19 protein-coding genes and 1 pseudogene are annotated in these 16,378 nt (G+C 43.1%); 13 read left to right on the forward strand and 7 right to left on the reverse strand.

The window, feature by feature from the left end:
* Positions 1–37 precede the first annotated feature (37 nt).
* Both ACN6MV_RS10655 and ACN6MV_RS10660 read right to left on the reverse strand, forming a co-directional pair.
* Complete coding sequence (locus tag ACN6MV_RS10655; protein WP_375102548.1) at positions 38–709, reverse strand: zinc metallopeptidase; 672 nt, start codon at positions 707–709, stop codon at positions 38–40.
* Positions 710–744: 35 nt separating this feature from the next.
* The gene (locus ACN6MV_RS10660; protein ID WP_042126326.1) at positions 745–1,179 is read right to left on the reverse strand and encodes a MerR family transcriptional regulator; all 435 of its coding nucleotides are present in this window, start codon (positions 1,177–1,179) and stop codon (positions 745–747) included.
* 313 nt (positions 1,180–1,492) lie between these two features.
* Between ACN6MV_RS10660 and ACN6MV_RS10665 the strand changes: the two are divergent.
* Positions 1,493–1,662: pseudogene (locus ACN6MV_RS10665) on the forward strand (RNA polymerase subunit sigma); the annotation flags it as partial.
* Positions 1,663–1,728: 66 nt separating this feature from the next.
* Here ACN6MV_RS10665 and ACN6MV_RS10670 read toward each other — a convergent pair.
* Positions 1,729–2,241, reverse strand: coding sequence for a helix-turn-helix domain-containing protein (locus tag ACN6MV_RS10670; RefSeq protein ID WP_419886743.1), 513 nt, complete (start codon positions 2,239–2,241; stop codon positions 1,729–1,731).
* Between the two features lie 134 nt (positions 2,242–2,375).
* Complete coding sequence (locus ACN6MV_RS10675) at positions 2,376–2,624, reverse strand: cupin domain-containing protein (RefSeq protein ID WP_419886315.1); 249 nt, start codon at positions 2,622–2,624, stop codon at positions 2,376–2,378.
* Positions 2,625–2,765: 141 nt separating this feature from the next.
* On the opposite strand from ACN6MV_RS10675, the gene ACN6MV_RS10680 reads away from it, so the two are divergent.
* From ACN6MV_RS10680 to ACN6MV_RS10715, 8 genes are all read left to right on the forward strand, one after another.
* Positions 2,766–3,386: a DapH/DapD/GlmU-related protein gene (locus tag ACN6MV_RS10680; RefSeq protein WP_042126328.1), complete on the forward strand. Its 621-nt coding sequence runs from the start codon at positions 2,766–2,768 to the stop codon at positions 3,384–3,386.
* A 95-nt stretch (positions 3,387–3,481) separates the two neighbouring features.
* Positions 3,482–3,994 carry an MATE family efflux transporter gene (locus ACN6MV_RS10685; RefSeq protein WP_419886744.1) on the forward strand — a complete coding sequence of 171 codons (513 nt, stop codon included), beginning with the start codon at positions 3,482–3,484 and terminating at the stop codon, positions 3,992–3,994.
* Positions 3,888–4,736, forward strand: a complete 849-nt coding sequence (locus tag ACN6MV_RS10690; RefSeq protein ID WP_419886316.1) for an MATE family efflux transporter — start codon at positions 3,888–3,890, stop codon at positions 4,734–4,736. Before ACN6MV_RS10685 ends, ACN6MV_RS10690 begins: the two co-directional genes overlap by 107 nt.
* Positions 4,737–4,798: 62 nt before the next feature.
* On the forward strand, positions 4,799–5,182 hold the full coding sequence (locus tag ACN6MV_RS10695) for a VOC family protein (protein ID WP_419886317.1): 384 nt from the start codon (positions 4,799–4,801) through the stop codon (positions 5,180–5,182).
* A 43-nt stretch (positions 5,183–5,225) separates the two neighbouring features.
* The gene (locus ACN6MV_RS10700) at positions 5,226–5,873 is read left to right on the forward strand and encodes a sugar O-acetyltransferase (RefSeq protein WP_419886318.1); all 648 of its coding nucleotides are present in this window, start codon (positions 5,226–5,228) and stop codon (positions 5,871–5,873) included.
* A gap of 513 nt (positions 5,874–6,386) precedes the next feature.
* Positions 6,387–7,781: an ammonium transporter gene (locus ACN6MV_RS10705; protein ID WP_042126336.1), complete on the forward strand. Its 1,395-nt coding sequence runs from the start codon at positions 6,387–6,389 to the stop codon at positions 7,779–7,781.
* Positions 7,782–7,820: 39 nt separating this feature from the next.
* The gene (locus tag ACN6MV_RS10710) at positions 7,821–8,894 is read left to right on the forward strand and encodes a DUF294 nucleotidyltransferase-like domain-containing protein (protein ID WP_042132052.1); all 1,074 of its coding nucleotides are present in this window, start codon (positions 7,821–7,823) and stop codon (positions 8,892–8,894) included.
* A complete protein-coding gene (locus ACN6MV_RS10715) occupies positions 8,891–9,640 on the forward strand; it encodes an exonuclease domain-containing protein (protein ID WP_339290281.1) in 750 nt (249 codons plus the stop codon). Before ACN6MV_RS10710 ends, ACN6MV_RS10715 begins: the two co-directional genes overlap by 4 nt.
* Here ACN6MV_RS10715 and ACN6MV_RS10720 read toward each other — a convergent pair.
* Positions 9,622–10,098, reverse strand: a complete 477-nt coding sequence (locus ACN6MV_RS10720) for a Mov34/MPN/PAD-1 family protein (RefSeq protein ID WP_419886319.1) — start codon at positions 10,096–10,098, stop codon at positions 9,622–9,624. The genes ACN6MV_RS10715 and ACN6MV_RS10720 overlap by 19 nt on opposite strands.
* Before the next feature lie 194 nt (positions 10,099–10,292).
* Here ACN6MV_RS10720 and ACN6MV_RS10725 point away from each other — a divergent pair, with 194 nt between their 5' ends.
* On the forward strand, positions 10,293–10,856 hold the full coding sequence (locus tag ACN6MV_RS10725) for a TlpA family protein disulfide reductase (RefSeq protein WP_419886320.1): 564 nt from the start codon (positions 10,293–10,295) through the stop codon (positions 10,854–10,856).
* A gap of 95 nt (positions 10,857–10,951) precedes the next feature.
* Here ACN6MV_RS10725 and cimA read toward each other — a convergent pair whose 3' ends face one another.
* The gene (gene cimA, locus ACN6MV_RS10730; RefSeq protein WP_042126343.1) at positions 10,952–12,571 is read right to left on the reverse strand and encodes a citramalate synthase; all 1,620 of its coding nucleotides are present in this window, start codon (positions 12,569–12,571) and stop codon (positions 10,952–10,954) included.
* 179 nt (positions 12,572–12,750) lie between these two features.
* Here cimA and ACN6MV_RS10735 point away from each other — a divergent pair, with 179 nt between their 5' ends.
* From ACN6MV_RS10735 to ACN6MV_RS10745, 3 genes are all read left to right on the forward strand, one after another.
* A complete protein-coding gene (locus tag ACN6MV_RS10735; RefSeq protein ID WP_419886321.1) occupies positions 12,751–14,082 on the forward strand; it encodes a DNA polymerase IV in 1,332 nt (443 codons plus the stop codon).
* A 160-nt stretch (positions 14,083–14,242) separates the two neighbouring features.
* Complete coding sequence (locus ACN6MV_RS10740) at positions 14,243–14,485, forward strand: ferredoxin (protein WP_042126345.1); 243 nt, start codon at positions 14,243–14,245, stop codon at positions 14,483–14,485.
* Between the two features lie 134 nt (positions 14,486–14,619).
* Complete coding sequence (locus ACN6MV_RS10745) at positions 14,620–16,056, forward strand: L,D-transpeptidase (RefSeq protein WP_042126347.1); 1,437 nt, start codon at positions 14,620–14,622, stop codon at positions 16,054–16,056.
* On the opposite strand, the gene ACN6MV_RS10750 is transcribed toward ACN6MV_RS10745, so the two are convergent.
* The gene (locus ACN6MV_RS10750; protein WP_167348489.1) at positions 16,053–16,190 is read right to left on the reverse strand and encodes a hypothetical protein; all 138 of its coding nucleotides are present in this window, start codon (positions 16,188–16,190) and stop codon (positions 16,053–16,055) included. The genes ACN6MV_RS10745 and ACN6MV_RS10750 overlap by 4 nt on opposite strands.
* Positions 16,191–16,378: the final 188 nt, after the last annotated feature.

Raw genomic sequence — 16,378 nt, forward strand, 5'->3', positions numbered from 1 at the left:
CCCTCCGGGGTTTCTTTTTTGTAAGCTGAGTTTAGTATTAGTCGCGGTTACCTAAGAAGACGGTAATCAAACGAAGCAGTTCGAGTAAGGATACTAGTGCCGCGGCAACATACGTTAACGCAGCTGCGTTTAAGACTTTAGCTACTCCGCGTTCTTCTTCATTACGAATGTAACCTTGTTCTACCATGACTTGACGGGCCCGGTTGCTGGCGTTGAACTCAACTGGCAGTGTCACAAGCTGGAAGGCAACAGCGGCCGAGAAGAAGATGATGCCAAGGCCTACAAGATTAAAGTAACCGAATATGAACCCTGCCATAAGCATGAATGGCGCTATGCCTGATGCAAAATTAACTACTGGGAACATCCGGTGACGTAGTGTTAACATTGGATAACTTACTTTATGCTGAATGGCGTGACCCACTTCGTGACAAGCGACGGAAACTGCTGCTATAGAACTTTCATAATATACAGGTTCTGATAAACGTACAACTCTGTGAATCGGATCATAATGGTCAGAAAGCGTACCTCTTACAGGCTCGATCGGTACATCGTGAAGCCCGTTAGCGTCGAGCATACGTCTTGCAGCTTCATATCCTGTCAGACCGTTTGAATTGGCGACCTTGGACCACTTGCTGAATGTTCCTTTAACTCTGAACTGGGCCCATAATGAAAAAATAAAGGCGATAATTACTAATAGATACATAAACATAGCTGCATTCCTCCACTGTATTGTAAATATGGTATTTACATTGGCGGTCCTTGCGTAAGCAATAGAAGCCGAATCGCCTCCATGCAGGCTACTCCTTGAGGGAGTAAGTTAGAGAGCGCGCGTCTGGCCTGTCCCGGCTTCAGACCGCTTATGATTGGTTCAAGTGCCTTTACTTCACGTTCTAGCCGCTGCATATGCTGCTCGAGCTCGACTAATTTATCAGATACGTCAGTTTCAGGAGTTGCCTCGTTCCATTTGCTCATCATGGACTTGATTTCTTCCAATGAATACTTGTCATGCTTTAGTTGATTAATACGTTCTAAGGCGACCAAGGTTTCATGACTGTAAAGTCGGTAATTTTTGGTGCTTCTGGACTCTGGGGAGATTAACCCCAGTTTTGTGTAATAATCAATGGTACGCTCACTGATGTGAGCAGCCTTAGCTAATTCTCCGATTCGATATAGAATCATATCCCCATGCTACCTCGCCTCACTAATCGAATTCGACTGCCCGTAAAGAGTAGTCGTCTCCTGTATTGGTGGTTACTATTATGCTATCTATAATGATAACAAACTGGAAACCATACAGTCAAACGTCATGCTTTCATAAAGTATATGCAATAAAGAGAAGTAAATTCATGAAAGTGATGTGTTGTTTATATACAATACACTCAAACTCCCCGTGATATCAAATTTGGAGTGATAAGTCTAAAGAAGACGCGTAAGGACGTATCCTAACATGATCCGCTCCGAAAGGATAAAAGTGTAATGAGATAACGCTCACGAGAAGGAAGTCGTCGTAGGTCGCTTCGGGTTGGCATATGTGGCGAGGAGCGCACCCCAGGGGGATATGAAAAGGAGCTTGGGGTTTCACGGAGTTATGTGTCGCGGATTCAGAAGCAGGTGCTCATGAAGCTGTATCCTGAGTTTTATAAGGCGAAGCGACAGCTGTGATTGTGGGTGATCATATACAAGGTTTCTTATAATTTAGCCGGTGTTGTGAAGAGGCAATACGAGCGGTTATGAATGGGAGGGGGTTCGAACTTTTTTTCGGTAATTCTGAGGTGTCAAACCGGTCTTATTACGAAATACAGATGAAAAATAGCTCGCACTTTGAAATCCGCAATTCATCGCTATTTCACTAATCGACCGATTAGTTCCCAATAGCATCTCGGAGCCCTTTTGAATTCGATATTGCACCAGATAAGTATTAGGGGTTTGGCCAATGAACGTGCTAAACAACTCGCAACATATACTCCTGCAAACAGACCCGGCGGTAGCGATGTCATCTAGGGTCACTCTAAGGTCAAAGTTATGATGAATAAATCCCGTCATTTTCCAAACGGCAATCCGTGACTGGTCATTATTTATCTGCCCGGGAACCCGCTGTATATGATCTCCGACGTCTGCGCAAAGGGAGGCAGCCAGTGAAAGGAGACGTAGTGGCTTGCAAGGATTACTGTTCATTTCTTCATAAATCCGATGTAAGGAATGCAGAATTTCCTTTCCCCACGTGCTTTGCGAAGTAATCATAATATAGTCTTCAGTATCAGAATCAAATTTCTCTTCCCAATAGACTTTGCCTACCTGTGTGTTTACTCCGAGTAATGAAGGATGGATAACAACGACAATGAATGTACAATTCAATTTATTTTGCTGGAAAAGCCTTAATGCATACGCTTACTATTGATGAAAATTCCGTTACCTCGTTCAATCAAAACAATTTCTCCATTTACAAAATACTCCATCTGCCCATCTAGCACTAAAATAAATTCCAAGTCCTGATGCCAATGGCATGCTGCTGCATATTTATCGAAATGATTCAGTGATCCTTTTCGAACGTACAGCGGAAAATCAGGAAGATTATAATTTAGTTCTTCGGATAAATCGGAGAATACTTCCAGTTCAACACTCACAACTACAGCTCCCTTAAACCAAATACGATTTTAATAGAATTATATTTGATTTCGGTGGTTAGGACTACAAGGAAATTATACAATTTTGATATTGCACGACAATAATACAAAATCCAAAAGATTTTATAAGGAGCCAGAAAGATGACGATGAGAGAACGTATTGCCTCCGGTAAACTATTTACTGATTATTGTGAAGGACTGCCTGAAGACAGAGTAAAGGCGAAAAGAAGAATGCATGCCTTTAATTTAACGACGCCAGATGATCTAGATAAGCGTACACAACTCATTCAAGAAATATTTGGAAAAGAAACGAAGGCGTGGATCGAGCCACCTTTTTATTTTTGCTATGGTACAAACATTGAGATTGGAGATGGAACGTACATTAATTTTAATTGTAATTTTGTTGACGACACTAAAATTATTATTGGAAAAAATGTTATGTTCGGTCCTGCTGTAACCATTGCTACAGTAGGACATCCAATCCATCCGGATTACAGAGGATATATGTATGCTGAACCAGTGGAAATTGAGAACAATTGTTGGATTGGGGCGAATGTTACAATTTGTCCTGGAGTCACGATTGGTGAAAATACTGTCATTGGTGCCGGCAGTGTTGTAACAAAAGATATTCCGGCTAACTCCATTGCTGTTGGCAATCCATGCAGGGTGATGCGCACCATTAATGAACACGACCTAAAATACTATTACAAGGACAAAGAAATCACTGAGGAAGATCTGGATGAAGAAGCACGCTTGAGATGAGAGATAAGCAATTCAATCGCCAATTGCTTAATTTGGTCATTCCGATTGCTTTACAAAACCTCATTTCATCGTTAGCTGTGACCATAGATATATTCATGTTGGGTTTTATAAACCAATCTACAATGTCTGCCGTATCGTTAGCTGGGCAAATTACATTTGTATTAACACTGTTTTATATGGGATTGTCTGCAGGGGTAGGGATTTTGACTGCTCAGTATTGGGGAAAGAAAGATTTAATGACAATTGAACGGGTCTTTAGTATCGGATGTACGATGTCTATTATTATATCCGCTATCTTTTTTGTGATATCGCTGTTGATGCCGGATCACTTAATGAGTTTTTTTACAAATGACGACACGTTAATACGATATGGATCGAGTTTTTTGCGAGTGATCTCGTTCTCCAATCTGATAAGCGGAATATCTCAAATGTACTTTAGTGTAATTAGAAGCATGGAAAATGCCCGAGTGAGTGCCTGGATCAGCTCTATGTGCCCTTGTATTGAACATTCTCTTGAATGTAATAAGTATTTTAATACTTTATCCGGATCAGCCAGAAAAGGTTATCGTAGCCGTTGCTTTCTCGACAGTTCTGGCACGTATCGTTGAATTTGGCTGCTGTATCATCCACTCGATCAAAGCTGGTTTAAAGTTTAGGTTACCTTTACATGACATGGTTCAGCGTAATTTGATTAAGGATTTTCTGAGGTATACACTACCCGTTCAAGGAAACTATATTGTTTGGGGATGTGCATTAACTGTGACATCTGCAATTATTGGACATATCAATGCGGATATGGTCGCTGCAAATTCAGTTGCCTCGGTCGTTAAGAATCTGGTTATTGTATTATGCGGAGGTCTTGCAAGTGGGGGTTCCGTACTTGTTGGTAAATATTTAGGCAATGGCGAAATTGAAATGGCTAAAAGAGCTGGGAAAATATTGAATGTATATGCTATATGGTTTGGAATCATTGCAGGTATCACCATGCTATTACTGAAGCCTTTGGTGTTTATGCTTGTCAATTTGGATGATCAAGCACAAATATATTTGAGTGGAATGCTGCTGGTCTGTGCTTATTGTTGTATTCCGAAATCAATAAACTCCACGACGATTGGAGGAATATTTGTTGCTGGAGGGGATTCCAGATTTGGATTTTGGTGTGACACGATTGTAATGTGGGGCATCATATTACCGCTGGGATACATGAGTGCATTTGTGTGGCAACTCTCCCCTCTAACGATATTTATTATCCTCAATTTAGACGAGGTTATTAAAGCTTCGATTGCCTTAATACGTTATTTTAAATATAAATGGCTTAACAATATTACGAGGGACCTCACAATGGAGTAAGTGTCGATGAAGGTTCTAATTTACAGAAAAAGAAAGATTAATAAAAACGAAAGGAGATTTTCATGAAAATTGAACATATTGCTATGTATGTACAAGATTTAGAAAGCTGTAGACAATTTTATAGCAAATTCTTTAATGCTAAGTCAAATAGTCAATACCATAATCCCAAAACTGGATTAAGGACCTATTTCCTCACGTTTGAGGGTGGCGCAAGATTGGAGATTATGAGTAGACCGGATATGGTAGAAGGCGTTCATGATCTATTGCGGACGGGCTTAACTCATTTAGCTTTTAGCTTAGGCAGTAGGGAACAAGTAGATCTGCTAACCAAGCAATTGGCGGAAGCGGGGTTTAGAACGATAAGTGGGCCGCGGACCACTGGTGACGGATATTATGAAAGCTGTATAATTGGGCCAGAAAACATTCAAATTGAACTTACTGTCTAATAATGTATTCTTGATTACATGTAGCTCAAGAAAACTAAAAGAGGTGAAGAATTTGACAGAAGAAGAGCGAATATTCAAAGGGATATTATACAATCCAGGAAACGCAGAATTAAAGCGTAAAAAGCTTCTCGCCCACAATTTGAGTAGTCAATATAGTCGAACATTTGAGGATCAGACAGAGGAACGGGAGGAGATATTGTCACGGTTACTTGATAGCATGGGTGAGCATTGTTTTATCCAGGGTCCTGTGTTTTTTCATTATGGTGTGCATACGAAAATTGGTAATCATTTTTTTGGAAACTATAATCTTACAGTCCAGGATGATGCACAGGTTACGATAGGTGATCATGTTAGTTTTGGGCCTAATGTAACCATCGTTACACCTGTTCACCCATTCGTCGCCTCCGAGCGTAGACAAATGCTTGATCAAAATGGTGATGCTGCGGTATTATGCTATGCTAAACCTGTTAGCATTGGTAACGATGTTTGGCTCTCAGCCAATGTAACTGTATGTGGAGGGGTTACGATTGGAGATCGATGCGTAATAGGTGCAGGTAGTGTCGTGACTCAGGACATTCCAGAAGATTCTTTTGCAGCAGGTGTACCGTGTAAAGTAATCCGAAAAATAACTAACTTGGATAGCATGCGACATAAACCGGACATACTCACAGATTGCCGTATAATTGAGTAGAGAAGAAATGAAGCAGAATCCATTTGCTTTCTAAAATGTTCATTCAGAGGACACCCGGGAGGGTGTCCTTTGTTTGTGTACGCCTTGTGGTACCTTCTATTGATTGAAACCCTCAAAAGGGGCGAACCCAAGCTTAGACAAGAACAAAGGTGTCGACTCGTGAGATCGAATCAGCGGAAACAGAGGCAAATGCGCGGATCGAGGTACACGAACTGAATTATAGATACAAATATTACATTGTATGTCATGTTTATATAGAGAAATGGAGAAGAAATTCAATAAAAAGGTAATATCAGGGGGTATATTCACGTAGTTATTTCAATGATTATGTGGCTGTATGGGTCCAAAATACTGAGATAGTCCAAGCGTACTATGGAGATTTTGTGTGCTTGATGAAAATAAATTAAAAACATTCCCAAAAATAGTCTTGTCAATTTACCTGACTTCTGATTATAATGACATTAAGAGTTTCACGCTTTGTTAGAAAATATAACATTGGGGAGTGGGGTAAAAATGAAAAAGAAATGGTTGATGATGTTACTGGCCATGATTACACTGATGGTTTATCCGGTAAGTGCTTTTGCAGCAGACGGTCCGACAAACGCAGATTTGCAAATCGGGTTGGACACTGCGTTCACCTTCCTGGCATTCATTTTAGTTTTCTTTATGCAAGCGGGGTTTGCAATGCTTGAAGCAGGTTCAGTTCGGATGAAGAATGCAGGTCACGTAGCCGGTAAGACGGTACTGACACTGGCCATTGCGAGTCTTTGCTTCTGGGCTGTTGGCTTTGGTCTTGGCTTCGGTAACGGTAACGGCTTCTTCGGAACTACAGGCTTCTTGTATGGCGGAGATTCAACAGCATCTTCATTTGAATCACTTGCATTTTCTGATGTTACTTTAAATGTTAAATTCTTGTTCCAAATGGCCTTTGCAGCGGTTTCCTTAGCTATCGTATCTGGAGGTATGGCAGAACGTGCAAAGATTAGTGTGTACATTATATTCGGAATTTTATTCTCAATCGTAATTTATCCTGTCGTAGCGCACTGGGTATGGGGTGGCGGTTGGTTGGCTGAGCTGGGAATGCAAGATTATGCGGGTTCCACGGTTGTCCATCTTACAGGTGCAACTGCAGCGGTAGTAGCGACCATATTGCTTAAGCCACGACTTGGCAAGTTCAATAAAGATGGTAAACCGGTCATTATTCCAGGTCATAACCAAGTATTCACTGTACTAGGTGTGATTATCCTCTGGTTTGGTTGGTTCGGATTCAATCCAGGTAGTGCTTTGTCCCCAATGGGAGGTTTCTTTGGTCACGTAGCATTAACTACGAATATCGCAGCAGCAGCAGGCGGATTGGCAGCTTTGATTGCTTCTTGGTTGTATTTTGGTAAATCTGATATTCCTGCAATGCTGAATGGTGTTCTAGCTGCGCTGGTTGCAATTACTGGAGCATGCGCTTATGTTGAACCATGGGCAGCAATTATTATTGGATTGGTTGCAGGTGCGTTCACATTCATGACTTCCCAATGGCTGGAACGTGCAGGGCTTGACGATCCGATCTATGCTTTCTCTGTACATGGTATTGCGGGAATGTGGGGGGCGGTTTCCACAGGTCTATTCGCTGTACCGGAGCTGATTACTAAAGGTGGCTTGGTAGGGGAAGCTGGATTGTTCTACGGTGGCGGTTTCCACCAACTGGGTGTTCAAGTACTGGGGGTAGTTGGAACTTTTGCTTTCGTAGCTGTACTTTCTTTCATCATCTTGTATGTAATGAAGGTGACGATCGGACTTCGTGTTACGGAAGAAGAAGAATTGATGGGTCTGGATATCAGTGAGCATGGTACTTACGGATACCCTGAACAAATGAAATTAATCGCTGAATCGGAATCCAAAACCCTTAAACAATAATATTAATCCTCAGACAGGGAGGCGGACCGTGTGGCTTCGATGGAGTTAACAGATGAGTATAATGATGAAAGCTTTAGGACCATCGTCTTAGCCGGTTCGCCACAGGAGCTTAAAGAGAGGCGAATTGCTTGCCAAAGTATTCTGCTTGAACAGTTAAATGTGATTCCAATTGAGGAATGGATGTTTCGTGTGAATACGATGCATGATCTTATTGCACAGACTGCGGTACTCATATGTGAGGCGCAAATGAAAGAGGCGGGCTATGGCCCGCCTCCCTGTGCTTATTCCTTTATTGTGTTTGGCAGTAGTGGGAGGCAGGAGGCTACGCTGTGGAGTGATCAGGATAATGGACTGATCGTTGACGGTGAGCCAGATGGTGAGAAGAATAGATATTTTGAATTTTTTGGAACGATATTATCCGATCTGCTTGAAGAGGTAGGATATGAGAAATGTGCAGGGAAGGTCATGTGTTCCCAAGGGATGTGGCGGAAGACCTTATCTGAATGGATGGAGCAATTGAAGGAATGGAGAACCCAATTGGAATGGGAGCCTATCCGGTATCTTATCATTTCTTCAGATATGCGCCATGTTGCAGGAAGTGCTGAGTTATCAGCGCTGTGGCAAGAGGCTTTTTATGAAGGCTTTGTTGACAACGAAAAGTTGTCCGTTGCCGTTCTTCGTAATACAGTCCGCCATAAAGCGACTTTGAATCTGCTGGGACAGGTGTTGACAGAGCGCTTTGGTGATTATGCAGGTGGATTTGATATTAAGTATGGGGTCTATATCCCATTAGTAAATATTGTTAGACGATTGTCATTATTGCATGGAATTAAAGCTAACTCGACCTTAGAGCGAATTGAAGAGCTTGATAAGCTTCACAAGTATCAACATTTGGATAATATTCGGCGAGCTTTCTTGCTGGCGATGCGGATGCGAGTGAACACACCATTTAGTGTCCAGGATGGACTGTTAATCAGCAGTGATTATGTTGCTGAAAGTGAACTGAAGAATAAGCAGCTGTTGTCTGAGCTGCGAGAAAGTCTGCTGCTTGTTAGACGTCTTCATCGGGCGTTGCAGCGTCAGCTCCGCTCAGCGGAAAGGTGGCGAACATGAGGGAGCCGAACAAGAATGGGGGATTTTGGAATAACCTGAGACAAGGCGGAATGCCGTCGGCGATCGCTTCGATGAAGGGTGGAGAAACGGCTCATCAGACTGCACAGCAAATGGCCTATATCCGATCACTCATGCGTGAAAAGCGTCGTCCTGAGGTGCTGCGTACCCCGCTGTCAGAACTTGAGACTGTTATATTTGACTTAGAGACGACGGGATTCTCTCATCAGCATGGGGATGAAATTATGTCGTTTGGTGCAATTAAGGTTGTTGGAGAGAATATTAAGGAAGATGAATGCTTTTATACCTTGGTGAATTGTCAGACGACTATTCCAGATGATATTACGAGGTTAACAGGGATAACGGAAGAAATGACACAATCCGCCCCCTCCTTAATAGATGGTCTTCACAATTTTATGTCCTTTGTCGGGCAAAATGTGCTGGTGGCACATGCAAGCTCTCATGATAAAGCTTTTCTTAATGCTGCGTTATGGAAAACTTCTAAAGTTCAGCTTACACACCGGGTGCTGGATACGATGATGCTTGCACGTTGGCTCGAGCCGCAGCGTAGCAACTATACACTCGACGAGCTGTTAAATGTCCATGAAATTCCGATTCGTGGGCGTCACAATGCATTAGAAGATGCCAAAATGACAGCCCAACTATGGGTGGCTTATCTTCGAGAAATTTCGGAGCGGGGTCAAGTAGATACCTTAGGTGATTTATATGCTTATTTGAGTAGAACGTGAAGCGGGGCTTGAATTAATTCAGGGACAGGTGTTCCTTGTTCATTTGAATACCGCTCAATATAAAATCCATTCATAATTGGAGAGCAACCATCTTTAGTTCTGGGAGAACCGATAAGGTAGATCTTAAATTCAGGCCCTAGTGCTGCTAATCCTTTATAATCAGCGAGCGAGGGTATTGGTTCTGAATTTGGATGGGAATGAAATAAACCGATGAGTGTCGGCTCATTGTAAAGGACATGAATCCACTCTTCAGGGTGGGGAGTAAATGTGTGCAGCGGGTCTGGCGCTACGTTGCGCATAGGTACGTAAGTATCGATGAGCATGCCACCCGCTGCGGCAGCACCCAGCAGGACTCCGCATGCTTCATGCGGATAACTGGACAGCAGGTGCTTCCCCAGCGCTTGCTGTACGGAATGTTTCAGTCTTATAGCCTGAATATTTCCCTGTAATGTTGCCATTTGTTCACCCCTCTCTCTTCATTAGGGTTTCGTCGCTGACGGAACCCTCTTTTTTTGTGAAAATATGTGTACAAGTTTCTTGCTATACAAAAAAATTTACATTTCTTTTTTTCTAAAAAATGGATGGTTTGAAATTGAAGTTAATGAGGGTACAATAGTAGAAAACTATTCCATTTGAAAAGGAACAGATCCCAATGAAAGCAGTAAATAAATTAAATATCACGATAGTGATTCTTATTGTATGTGTAGCAGGGCTTGCGGTGTGGCATAATCGTGAGCCGAAGGCTGTCGCTGTTTTTGGACAGCAAGATGAGCCACCGATGAAAATTGGGCCTAGGGCTGGACTGCTCGCGCCTTCATTTTCACTCCAAGGAACGGATGGAACTATCTATGCTGTTAACGGTCCGCGTGAGAAGGCGGTCCTCGTTAACTTCTGGGCATCCTGGTGTGATCCCTGCAAGCAGGAAGCTCCTGAGCTTAATGCCATGGCGGAAAAGTATAAGGATGTTCTAGATATTTACGGTATTAATGTGAGCAGTCAGGATTATAAACCTAATGCAGAACGTTTTATCAAGAAATACGGTCTTGTATTCCCGGTTATGTTTGATGTGAAAGATGAGGTGTATAGCAAATATAACGGAGCTGTATTTCCAACCAACGTGCTTATTGACAAGAATGGAGTCATCTCAGAAATTATTTTGGGCATTCTTAGTCCGGAAGAGCTGGAGAAGAAAATAATCAAGCTTACAGGACCATAAAGGATCTACACCTAGAATTATAAAAGGCCCCCTTCATTACAGTTGGACTGTTGAAGGGGGTTCTTCGTCATATGAATGCTTATAAACGATATGAATTAATGATTTACCAGACCTCTAGGTTCACTACTTGCAGAATTTTCATTGTCCAGCGAGAGTTGATTCAGAAGTGCGTAACGCATACTGTCAACAAGTGCTTCCCAGCTTGCTTCAATGACGTTACTGGAGACGCCAACCGTACTCCAAGTGTCTGTGAAGTTCTTAGATTCAATCAATACTCGTACCTTTGCCGCAGTCTGATCCTGTTCATCTATTACACGGACTTTATAGTCGGATAGATGCATATCTTTCAACTGCGGGAAGTAAGTCTGCAGCGCTTTACGAAGAGCGTTGTCGAGTGCGTTGACCGGACCGTTACCTTCAGCAGCGGTATAGAGGTTCTCATTGCCCACTTTCAATTTCACGAAGGCTTCAGAGACTACGGGATGCTCTGCGGTTTTTTCGACTAACATCTTGAAGGATTCAAAAGTGAAGGTTTCGTTCATCTCACCGGTAGCTTCCCGAAGAAGAAGCTCCAGTGACGCATCGGCACCTTCAAATTGATAACCTTGATGTTCCATCGTTTTGATCTTTTCGATCACCCGGCGAGCTTGCTCACTGCTTGGGTCCAGATTTAAACCCATATCCTGCGCTTTGGAGAGCACGTTGCTCTGTCCAGCCAGTTCAGAGACCAGGACGCGTTGCTTGTTGCCGACAAGCTCAGGAGCGATGTGCTCATAGGTCCGTGAATCACGCATGATGGCGGAGACATGGATTCCACCTTTGTGTGCGAAGGCTGCATTTCCAACGTATGGCTGGTTTACCGGCATATTAACATTGGCTACTTCACTGATGTAGCGTGCTGTGTTCGTTAGCTGTGGTAATGAATCACCAGGAATACAGTGGTACCCCATTTTGAGCTGAAGGGTAGGGATGATAGAACATAGATTGGCATTGCCACAACGTTCACCGTACCCATTGATGGTGCCTTGAACTTGCCGTGCTCCAGCTCCGATGGCGCTAAGGGTATTAGCTACCGCCAACTCACAGTCATTGTGAGTGTGAATTCCGAAATTCGCTCCTGGGAGTTGTTGACTCAGAGTAGTAACGATCTCATGAATTTCAAATGGTAATGTTCCACCGTTGGTATCGCACATCACAAGCCAATCTGCTCCGGCTTCCCTGGCTTTGGACAGAACGGCTGCTGCATATTCAGGGTTGTTCTTGTACCCGTCAAAGAAATGCTCGGCATCAAAAATCACTTCTAGGCCTTGACGTTTCAAGTAGGATATGGAGTCGCCAATCATGGCGAGATTCTCCTCAAGTGTAGTTTGTAATGCAGTGTGCACATGAAAATCCCAAGATTTTCCGACGAGTGTAGCAGCAGGAACCCCTGCATCAATCATACGTTTTAAATTGTCATCGTTTTCGGCCAAGGAATTCTTCCGCCGAGTGCTGCCGAACGCTGTAATTTTGGCGTTCAAATGAAGCTCCTTGACTCTTTTAAAAAATTCAATGTCTTTATTGTTGCTTCCCGGGATGCCACCTTCAATATAGTGCACACCCAGATCATCGAGCTTCTTGGCAATCTTCAGCTTGTCGTCAGCCGACAGACTGATACCTTCACCTTGGGTGCCGTCGCGTAATGTAGTATCGAAGATGGAGATGGACTTAGACATGAGTGTCCTCCTAAAAGTTTTGTAAGCTTCGTCTTCCGGATTCACTTCGTGCAAAACTCACATCGGAAGCATTGGCAAGGGAAATGAATTTATATATTATAGCATTTTTACGCGGGAATGTAACAAAGAACTTTACAGCCACTAAAGTTGACCTAACCGCAGCGGAGAGGTATTCTAAATTGGACAATAGAGACCCTGAGGATAAGAAGGTAGATATTGTGCAGAATGTTGATCAGTATTATCCAACGAGTGGCAGGGTCATCCTGCATGTGGATATGAATGCTTTTTATTGCTCGGTGCATGAGGCAGAGGACCCGGACCAATTCAGAGGTAAGGCTACTGCAGTTGCAGGTAGTGTTGAATTACGGAAAGGGATCATTGTTACTTGTTCGTATGTCGCCCGCAGATTAGGGATCTCGACGGGTATGCAGGTACAAAAGGCACTTCGGATTTGTCCATCGCTTATCGTTATTAAGCCGGACTTCCATTTATACCGGAAATATTCTAATGCTTTTATGCAGATTGCCTATAGCTATACACCTTTATTGGAAGCAGTGTCGATAGATGAATGTTACTTAGATATCACGGGCTCCAGGCAATTCGGTACTCCTATGGGAATTGCGGAAACTATCCAACGACGTATAATGGAAGAATTGGGTTTGCCGTGTTCTATTGGTATTGCCCCAAATAAGCTGCTGGCGAAGATGGCCTCCGATTTAAAAAAACCAAATGGTATATCGGTACTGCGGCTTCGTGATGTTCCTAAGATTTTATGGGACAAGCCATGTAATGAAATGTTCGGTATAGGTGGAAAAACAGCAGAAAAGCTTCGAAAGCTGGGTATTTACAGTATTGGTCAATTAGCAGCAGCGGATGAGAAAATGCTGGTTGAGAATTTTGGAGTTATGGGCTCATGGCTAAAGCGTGCAGGGAACGGCATCGATCATGGGATAGTAAATCCTGAGAGAGAGCAAAGTAAGTCGATCGGACACACCACAACACTGCCGCGGGATGTCGTTGGCCTTGCTGAGGTACGACCCATTTTGCTGAATTTAAGTGATCAGGTAGCCCGGCGCTTGCGTAAGCAAGGGCTTGTTGCTTCGGGTGTTCAGCTAACCATTCGAACGCCAGATATGAAGACGATTACTCGCTCGCGTCAGCTTGAGGCACCTTCAGAGAGTGGTGAAGATATCTACAAGTCTGTTTGTGATCTCTATGTTCGACATTGGAATGGTGAGAAGCCAGTTCGACTGCTTGGTGTGACATTGCAAGGATTGATCGCTAAAGAGGAATCTGCAATTCAACTGGATTTGTTCGATTACGAACGTCAGCCAAAGAAAGAATCACTGACCAAGGCCATGGATATGCTGCGCAATAAATTTGGTGAAAATGCAGTTTTGACCGCCGGGATGTTAAGTGATACTCATTCTGCAAGGCTTCGTAATCATAAAGAACGTGGTACCTCGCTGCAAAAGGATAACCTGCTATCTGTTGAGCCGGATAATGAGTGACAAGAACGTTCTTTGACGTGTCAAAATATATGCCGTAGATTGCGTCAGAAATGCAAACGTATTGAAAATCAATTGAAATTGTATTCTTTTTATATTAATATGAGAAAAATAAGACGCTGGTTCAACAGCGCAGTATTGCTCAACGGGAGGCAGAGAAAAAATGGCTAAGTACACTTGGGTCGAAAAAGACACTTGTATCGCTTGCGGTGCATGTGGCGCGACGGCTCCTGATATTTTTGATTACGATGATGAAGGTTTGGCGGAAGTTATTTATGAAAATGACGGAAACCACGGTGTGACAGCGATTCCGGATGATTTGTTTGATGATCTCCAAGATTCCTGTGACGGTTGCCCAACCGACTCCATTAAAATTGCGGACGAACCTTTTAACAAAGAAGGTTAATTACTCGATAAAGAGTAACGTACGACACAACATAAAGACATCTCCTTTGAACTTTTTGTTCAGCTAGGGATGTCTTTTTTGCTATGTCTGACCGATATTAATAAGGTAGGAATTATAAATACTCGGAGGTTCCGATGAAGAACTCACAGCACCTCAAAGCATATGTACAGATGCACCCGGATAACAAGATGGCATGGTACTTGCTGGGGAAGGAATACTATAAGAACGGTCAACAAGGAAAAGCCAACTATTGCTTCAATCAGGCTGGTGAAGTGTATGAGGCTTTCGAGCATAGTAAGGTACCTGCTGAAATGCTACGCGAATACGAAGATGGATTGCTGCAGGTGAGTCGCCAGCGTGAGCGCGGTCAACAAAGATTGAGATACATATCAATGGTACTAATGCTTCTAATATTGCTAATGGTACCTTCAGCAGTGGCTCCGGGCATTGGGGTTACAGGAGATCAAGAAGTGCTTCAAGATGCGTCTGTTTCAGAAGTCAAAGATCTGCCAGATCAAAAAGACTCTGTCCAAGAGCTTGTTATCGAGGCAGGAAAAATGATGTATACGGCGCAAGAGAATAAAGGCGCGGCTTCGCAAGGGAAAGTAATGGCGAAAATGCTAATCCGTAAAGAACCTTTTCAAGCTGCTGCATTAGGGATGGAGCGAGAGGGCAAATGGCTGCTCTGGAAAGAAAAGCTTCCGCTAAATTTCACGCTGCAAAAGAATGGAAAGGGAAGGATGGTGTATCAGTCTTACGATCCTAAGGCATGTGCATGTGAGCCGCCTGAGCAAGGTGAGCTTGCCAAGGATGCGGCAGTGTGGCAGAGTGACCAAGAGGAAATTTCCACATTATGGAGTGCAATGCGGTCTTACCAGAATGATAAAGGTAAGCTTCCTGCTACTTTATCGGAATTAACAGGAACTTTTCCTGAGAACTGGATTGGTGGGACGACAACCGTCATGCAGCGGGAATTCGGCCCTCTTAAAGCGGTAGCTATGACTAAGGTGACACAGGGAGCGACAGAAGCCACTGCGGAGCCTTCAAGCTCAACTAACGAGGGTGTAAGGAGTATACCGACAGCATTAAGTGAAAGTGGAAGTGTTGCGAGTGATATTCCTTTTTTTGATCAGCCGCTAAGAGTCATTGTAGATAAACAAAACTACCGATTGGCCGTTGTCAGTGGTTCTATTATTTTACGGAATTATGCAGTAGGGCTTGGCGGAGATAAGACACCAGAGGGTGAATTCTTCATTACAGATAAAGTAGTGAATCCCAATGGACGAGATGATGGGGATTTTGGTAGCAGAGGGCTTCAGCTTTCAGATAGTAATTATGCGATTCATGGCACGAATGAGCCTGACAGTGTCGGCAAGGATGAATCACTTGGATGTATTCGTATGGGGCGAGAAGATGTGGAGGAGCTATTCGCGCTGATTCCTAAAGGTACAAAAGTAGTGATTAGTAAAGGGGTTCTGCCTGAAGAGCAGATTGTGCCGGCTAAACGCTTCAGCTCTACTGCTAAGCATGATCAGACCAACCCCCACAAAGTATACCACTGGCTGAATTAGTTTCCTGCAACGATAAACAGAACAATGATTAGAAGAATTAGTAAAGTTAAACTGACGCCAATCCACATTAGCGCTTTACGGTTAACTTCTTCTTTCTTTTGCTGCAAAGTTGGTGGTTTACGTTTAGTTGACATACTGGGCATACCTTCTTTCTCTCTTAATCGCTGAATACACCTATATTGTAATGCGTTTACAAGAAAATTACTATACTCAGCGTCATGTACTCTACATACTCGCACTGTAAAATACTTTTCTTTTGTTCAAGAAAAGGCTAAAATTAAGAAGAAACCTACAGAAACGGGTAGACACGTGGATTTGTGAA

The organism is Paenibacillus sp. B-A-8 (genome assembly GCF_048572915.1).
Taxonomy (GTDB): Bacteria; Bacillota; Bacilli; order Paenibacillales; family Paenibacillaceae; genus Paenibacillus_AQ.

What these genes read in the sequence shown, in the direction of transcription:
- ACN6MV_RS10655 (WP_375102548.1), bottom strand. Translation starts at nt 709, where the DNA reads ATGTTTATGTATCTATTAGTAATTATCGCCTTTATTTTTTCATTATGG.
- ACN6MV_RS10660 (WP_042126326.1), bottom strand. Translation starts at nt 1,179, where the DNA reads ATGATTCTATATCGAATCGGAGAATTAGCTAAGGCTGCTCACATCAGT.
- ACN6MV_RS10670 (WP_419886743.1), bottom strand. Translation starts at nt 2,241, where the DNA reads ATGATTACTTCGCAAAGCACGTGGGGAAAGGAAATTCTGCATTCCTTA.
- ACN6MV_RS10680 (WP_042126328.1), top strand. Translation starts at nt 2,766, where the DNA reads ATGACGATGAGAGAACGTATTGCCTCCGGTAAACTATTTACTGATTAT.
- ACN6MV_RS10685 (WP_419886744.1), top strand. Translation starts at nt 3,482, where the DNA reads ATGTTGGGTTTTATAAACCAATCTACAATGTCTGCCGTATCGTTAGCT.
- ACN6MV_RS10695 (WP_419886317.1), top strand. Translation starts at nt 4,799, where the DNA reads ATGAAAATTGAACATATTGCTATGTATGTACAAGATTTAGAAAGCTGT.
- ACN6MV_RS10705 (WP_042126336.1), top strand. Translation starts at nt 6,387, where the DNA reads ATGAAAAAGAAATGGTTGATGATGTTACTGGCCATGATTACACTGATG.
- ACN6MV_RS10710 (WP_042132052.1), top strand. Translation starts at nt 7,821, where the DNA reads ATGGAGTTAACAGATGAGTATAATGATGAAAGCTTTAGGACCATCGTC.
- ACN6MV_RS10715 (WP_339290281.1), top strand. Translation starts at nt 8,891, where the DNA reads ATGAGGGAGCCGAACAAGAATGGGGGATTTTGGAATAACCTGAGACAA.
- ACN6MV_RS10720 (WP_419886319.1), bottom strand. Translation starts at nt 10,098, where the DNA reads ATGGCAACATTACAGGGAAATATTCAGGCTATAAGACTGAAACATTCC.
- ACN6MV_RS10725 (WP_419886320.1), top strand. Translation starts at nt 10,293, where the DNA reads ATGAAAGCAGTAAATAAATTAAATATCACGATAGTGATTCTTATTGTA.
- cimA (WP_042126343.1), bottom strand. Translation starts at nt 12,571, where the DNA reads ATGTCTAAGTCCATCTCCATCTTCGATACTACATTACGCGACGGCACC.
- ACN6MV_RS10740 (WP_042126345.1), top strand. Translation starts at nt 14,243, where the DNA reads ATGGCTAAGTACACTTGGGTCGAAAAAGACACTTGTATCGCTTGCGGT.
- ACN6MV_RS10745 (WP_042126347.1), top strand. Translation starts at nt 14,620, where the DNA reads ATGAAGAACTCACAGCACCTCAAAGCATATGTACAGATGCACCCGGAT.
- ACN6MV_RS10750 (WP_167348489.1), bottom strand. Translation starts at nt 16,190, where the DNA reads ATGTCAACTAAACGTAAACCACCAACTTTGCAGCAAAAGAAAGAAGAA.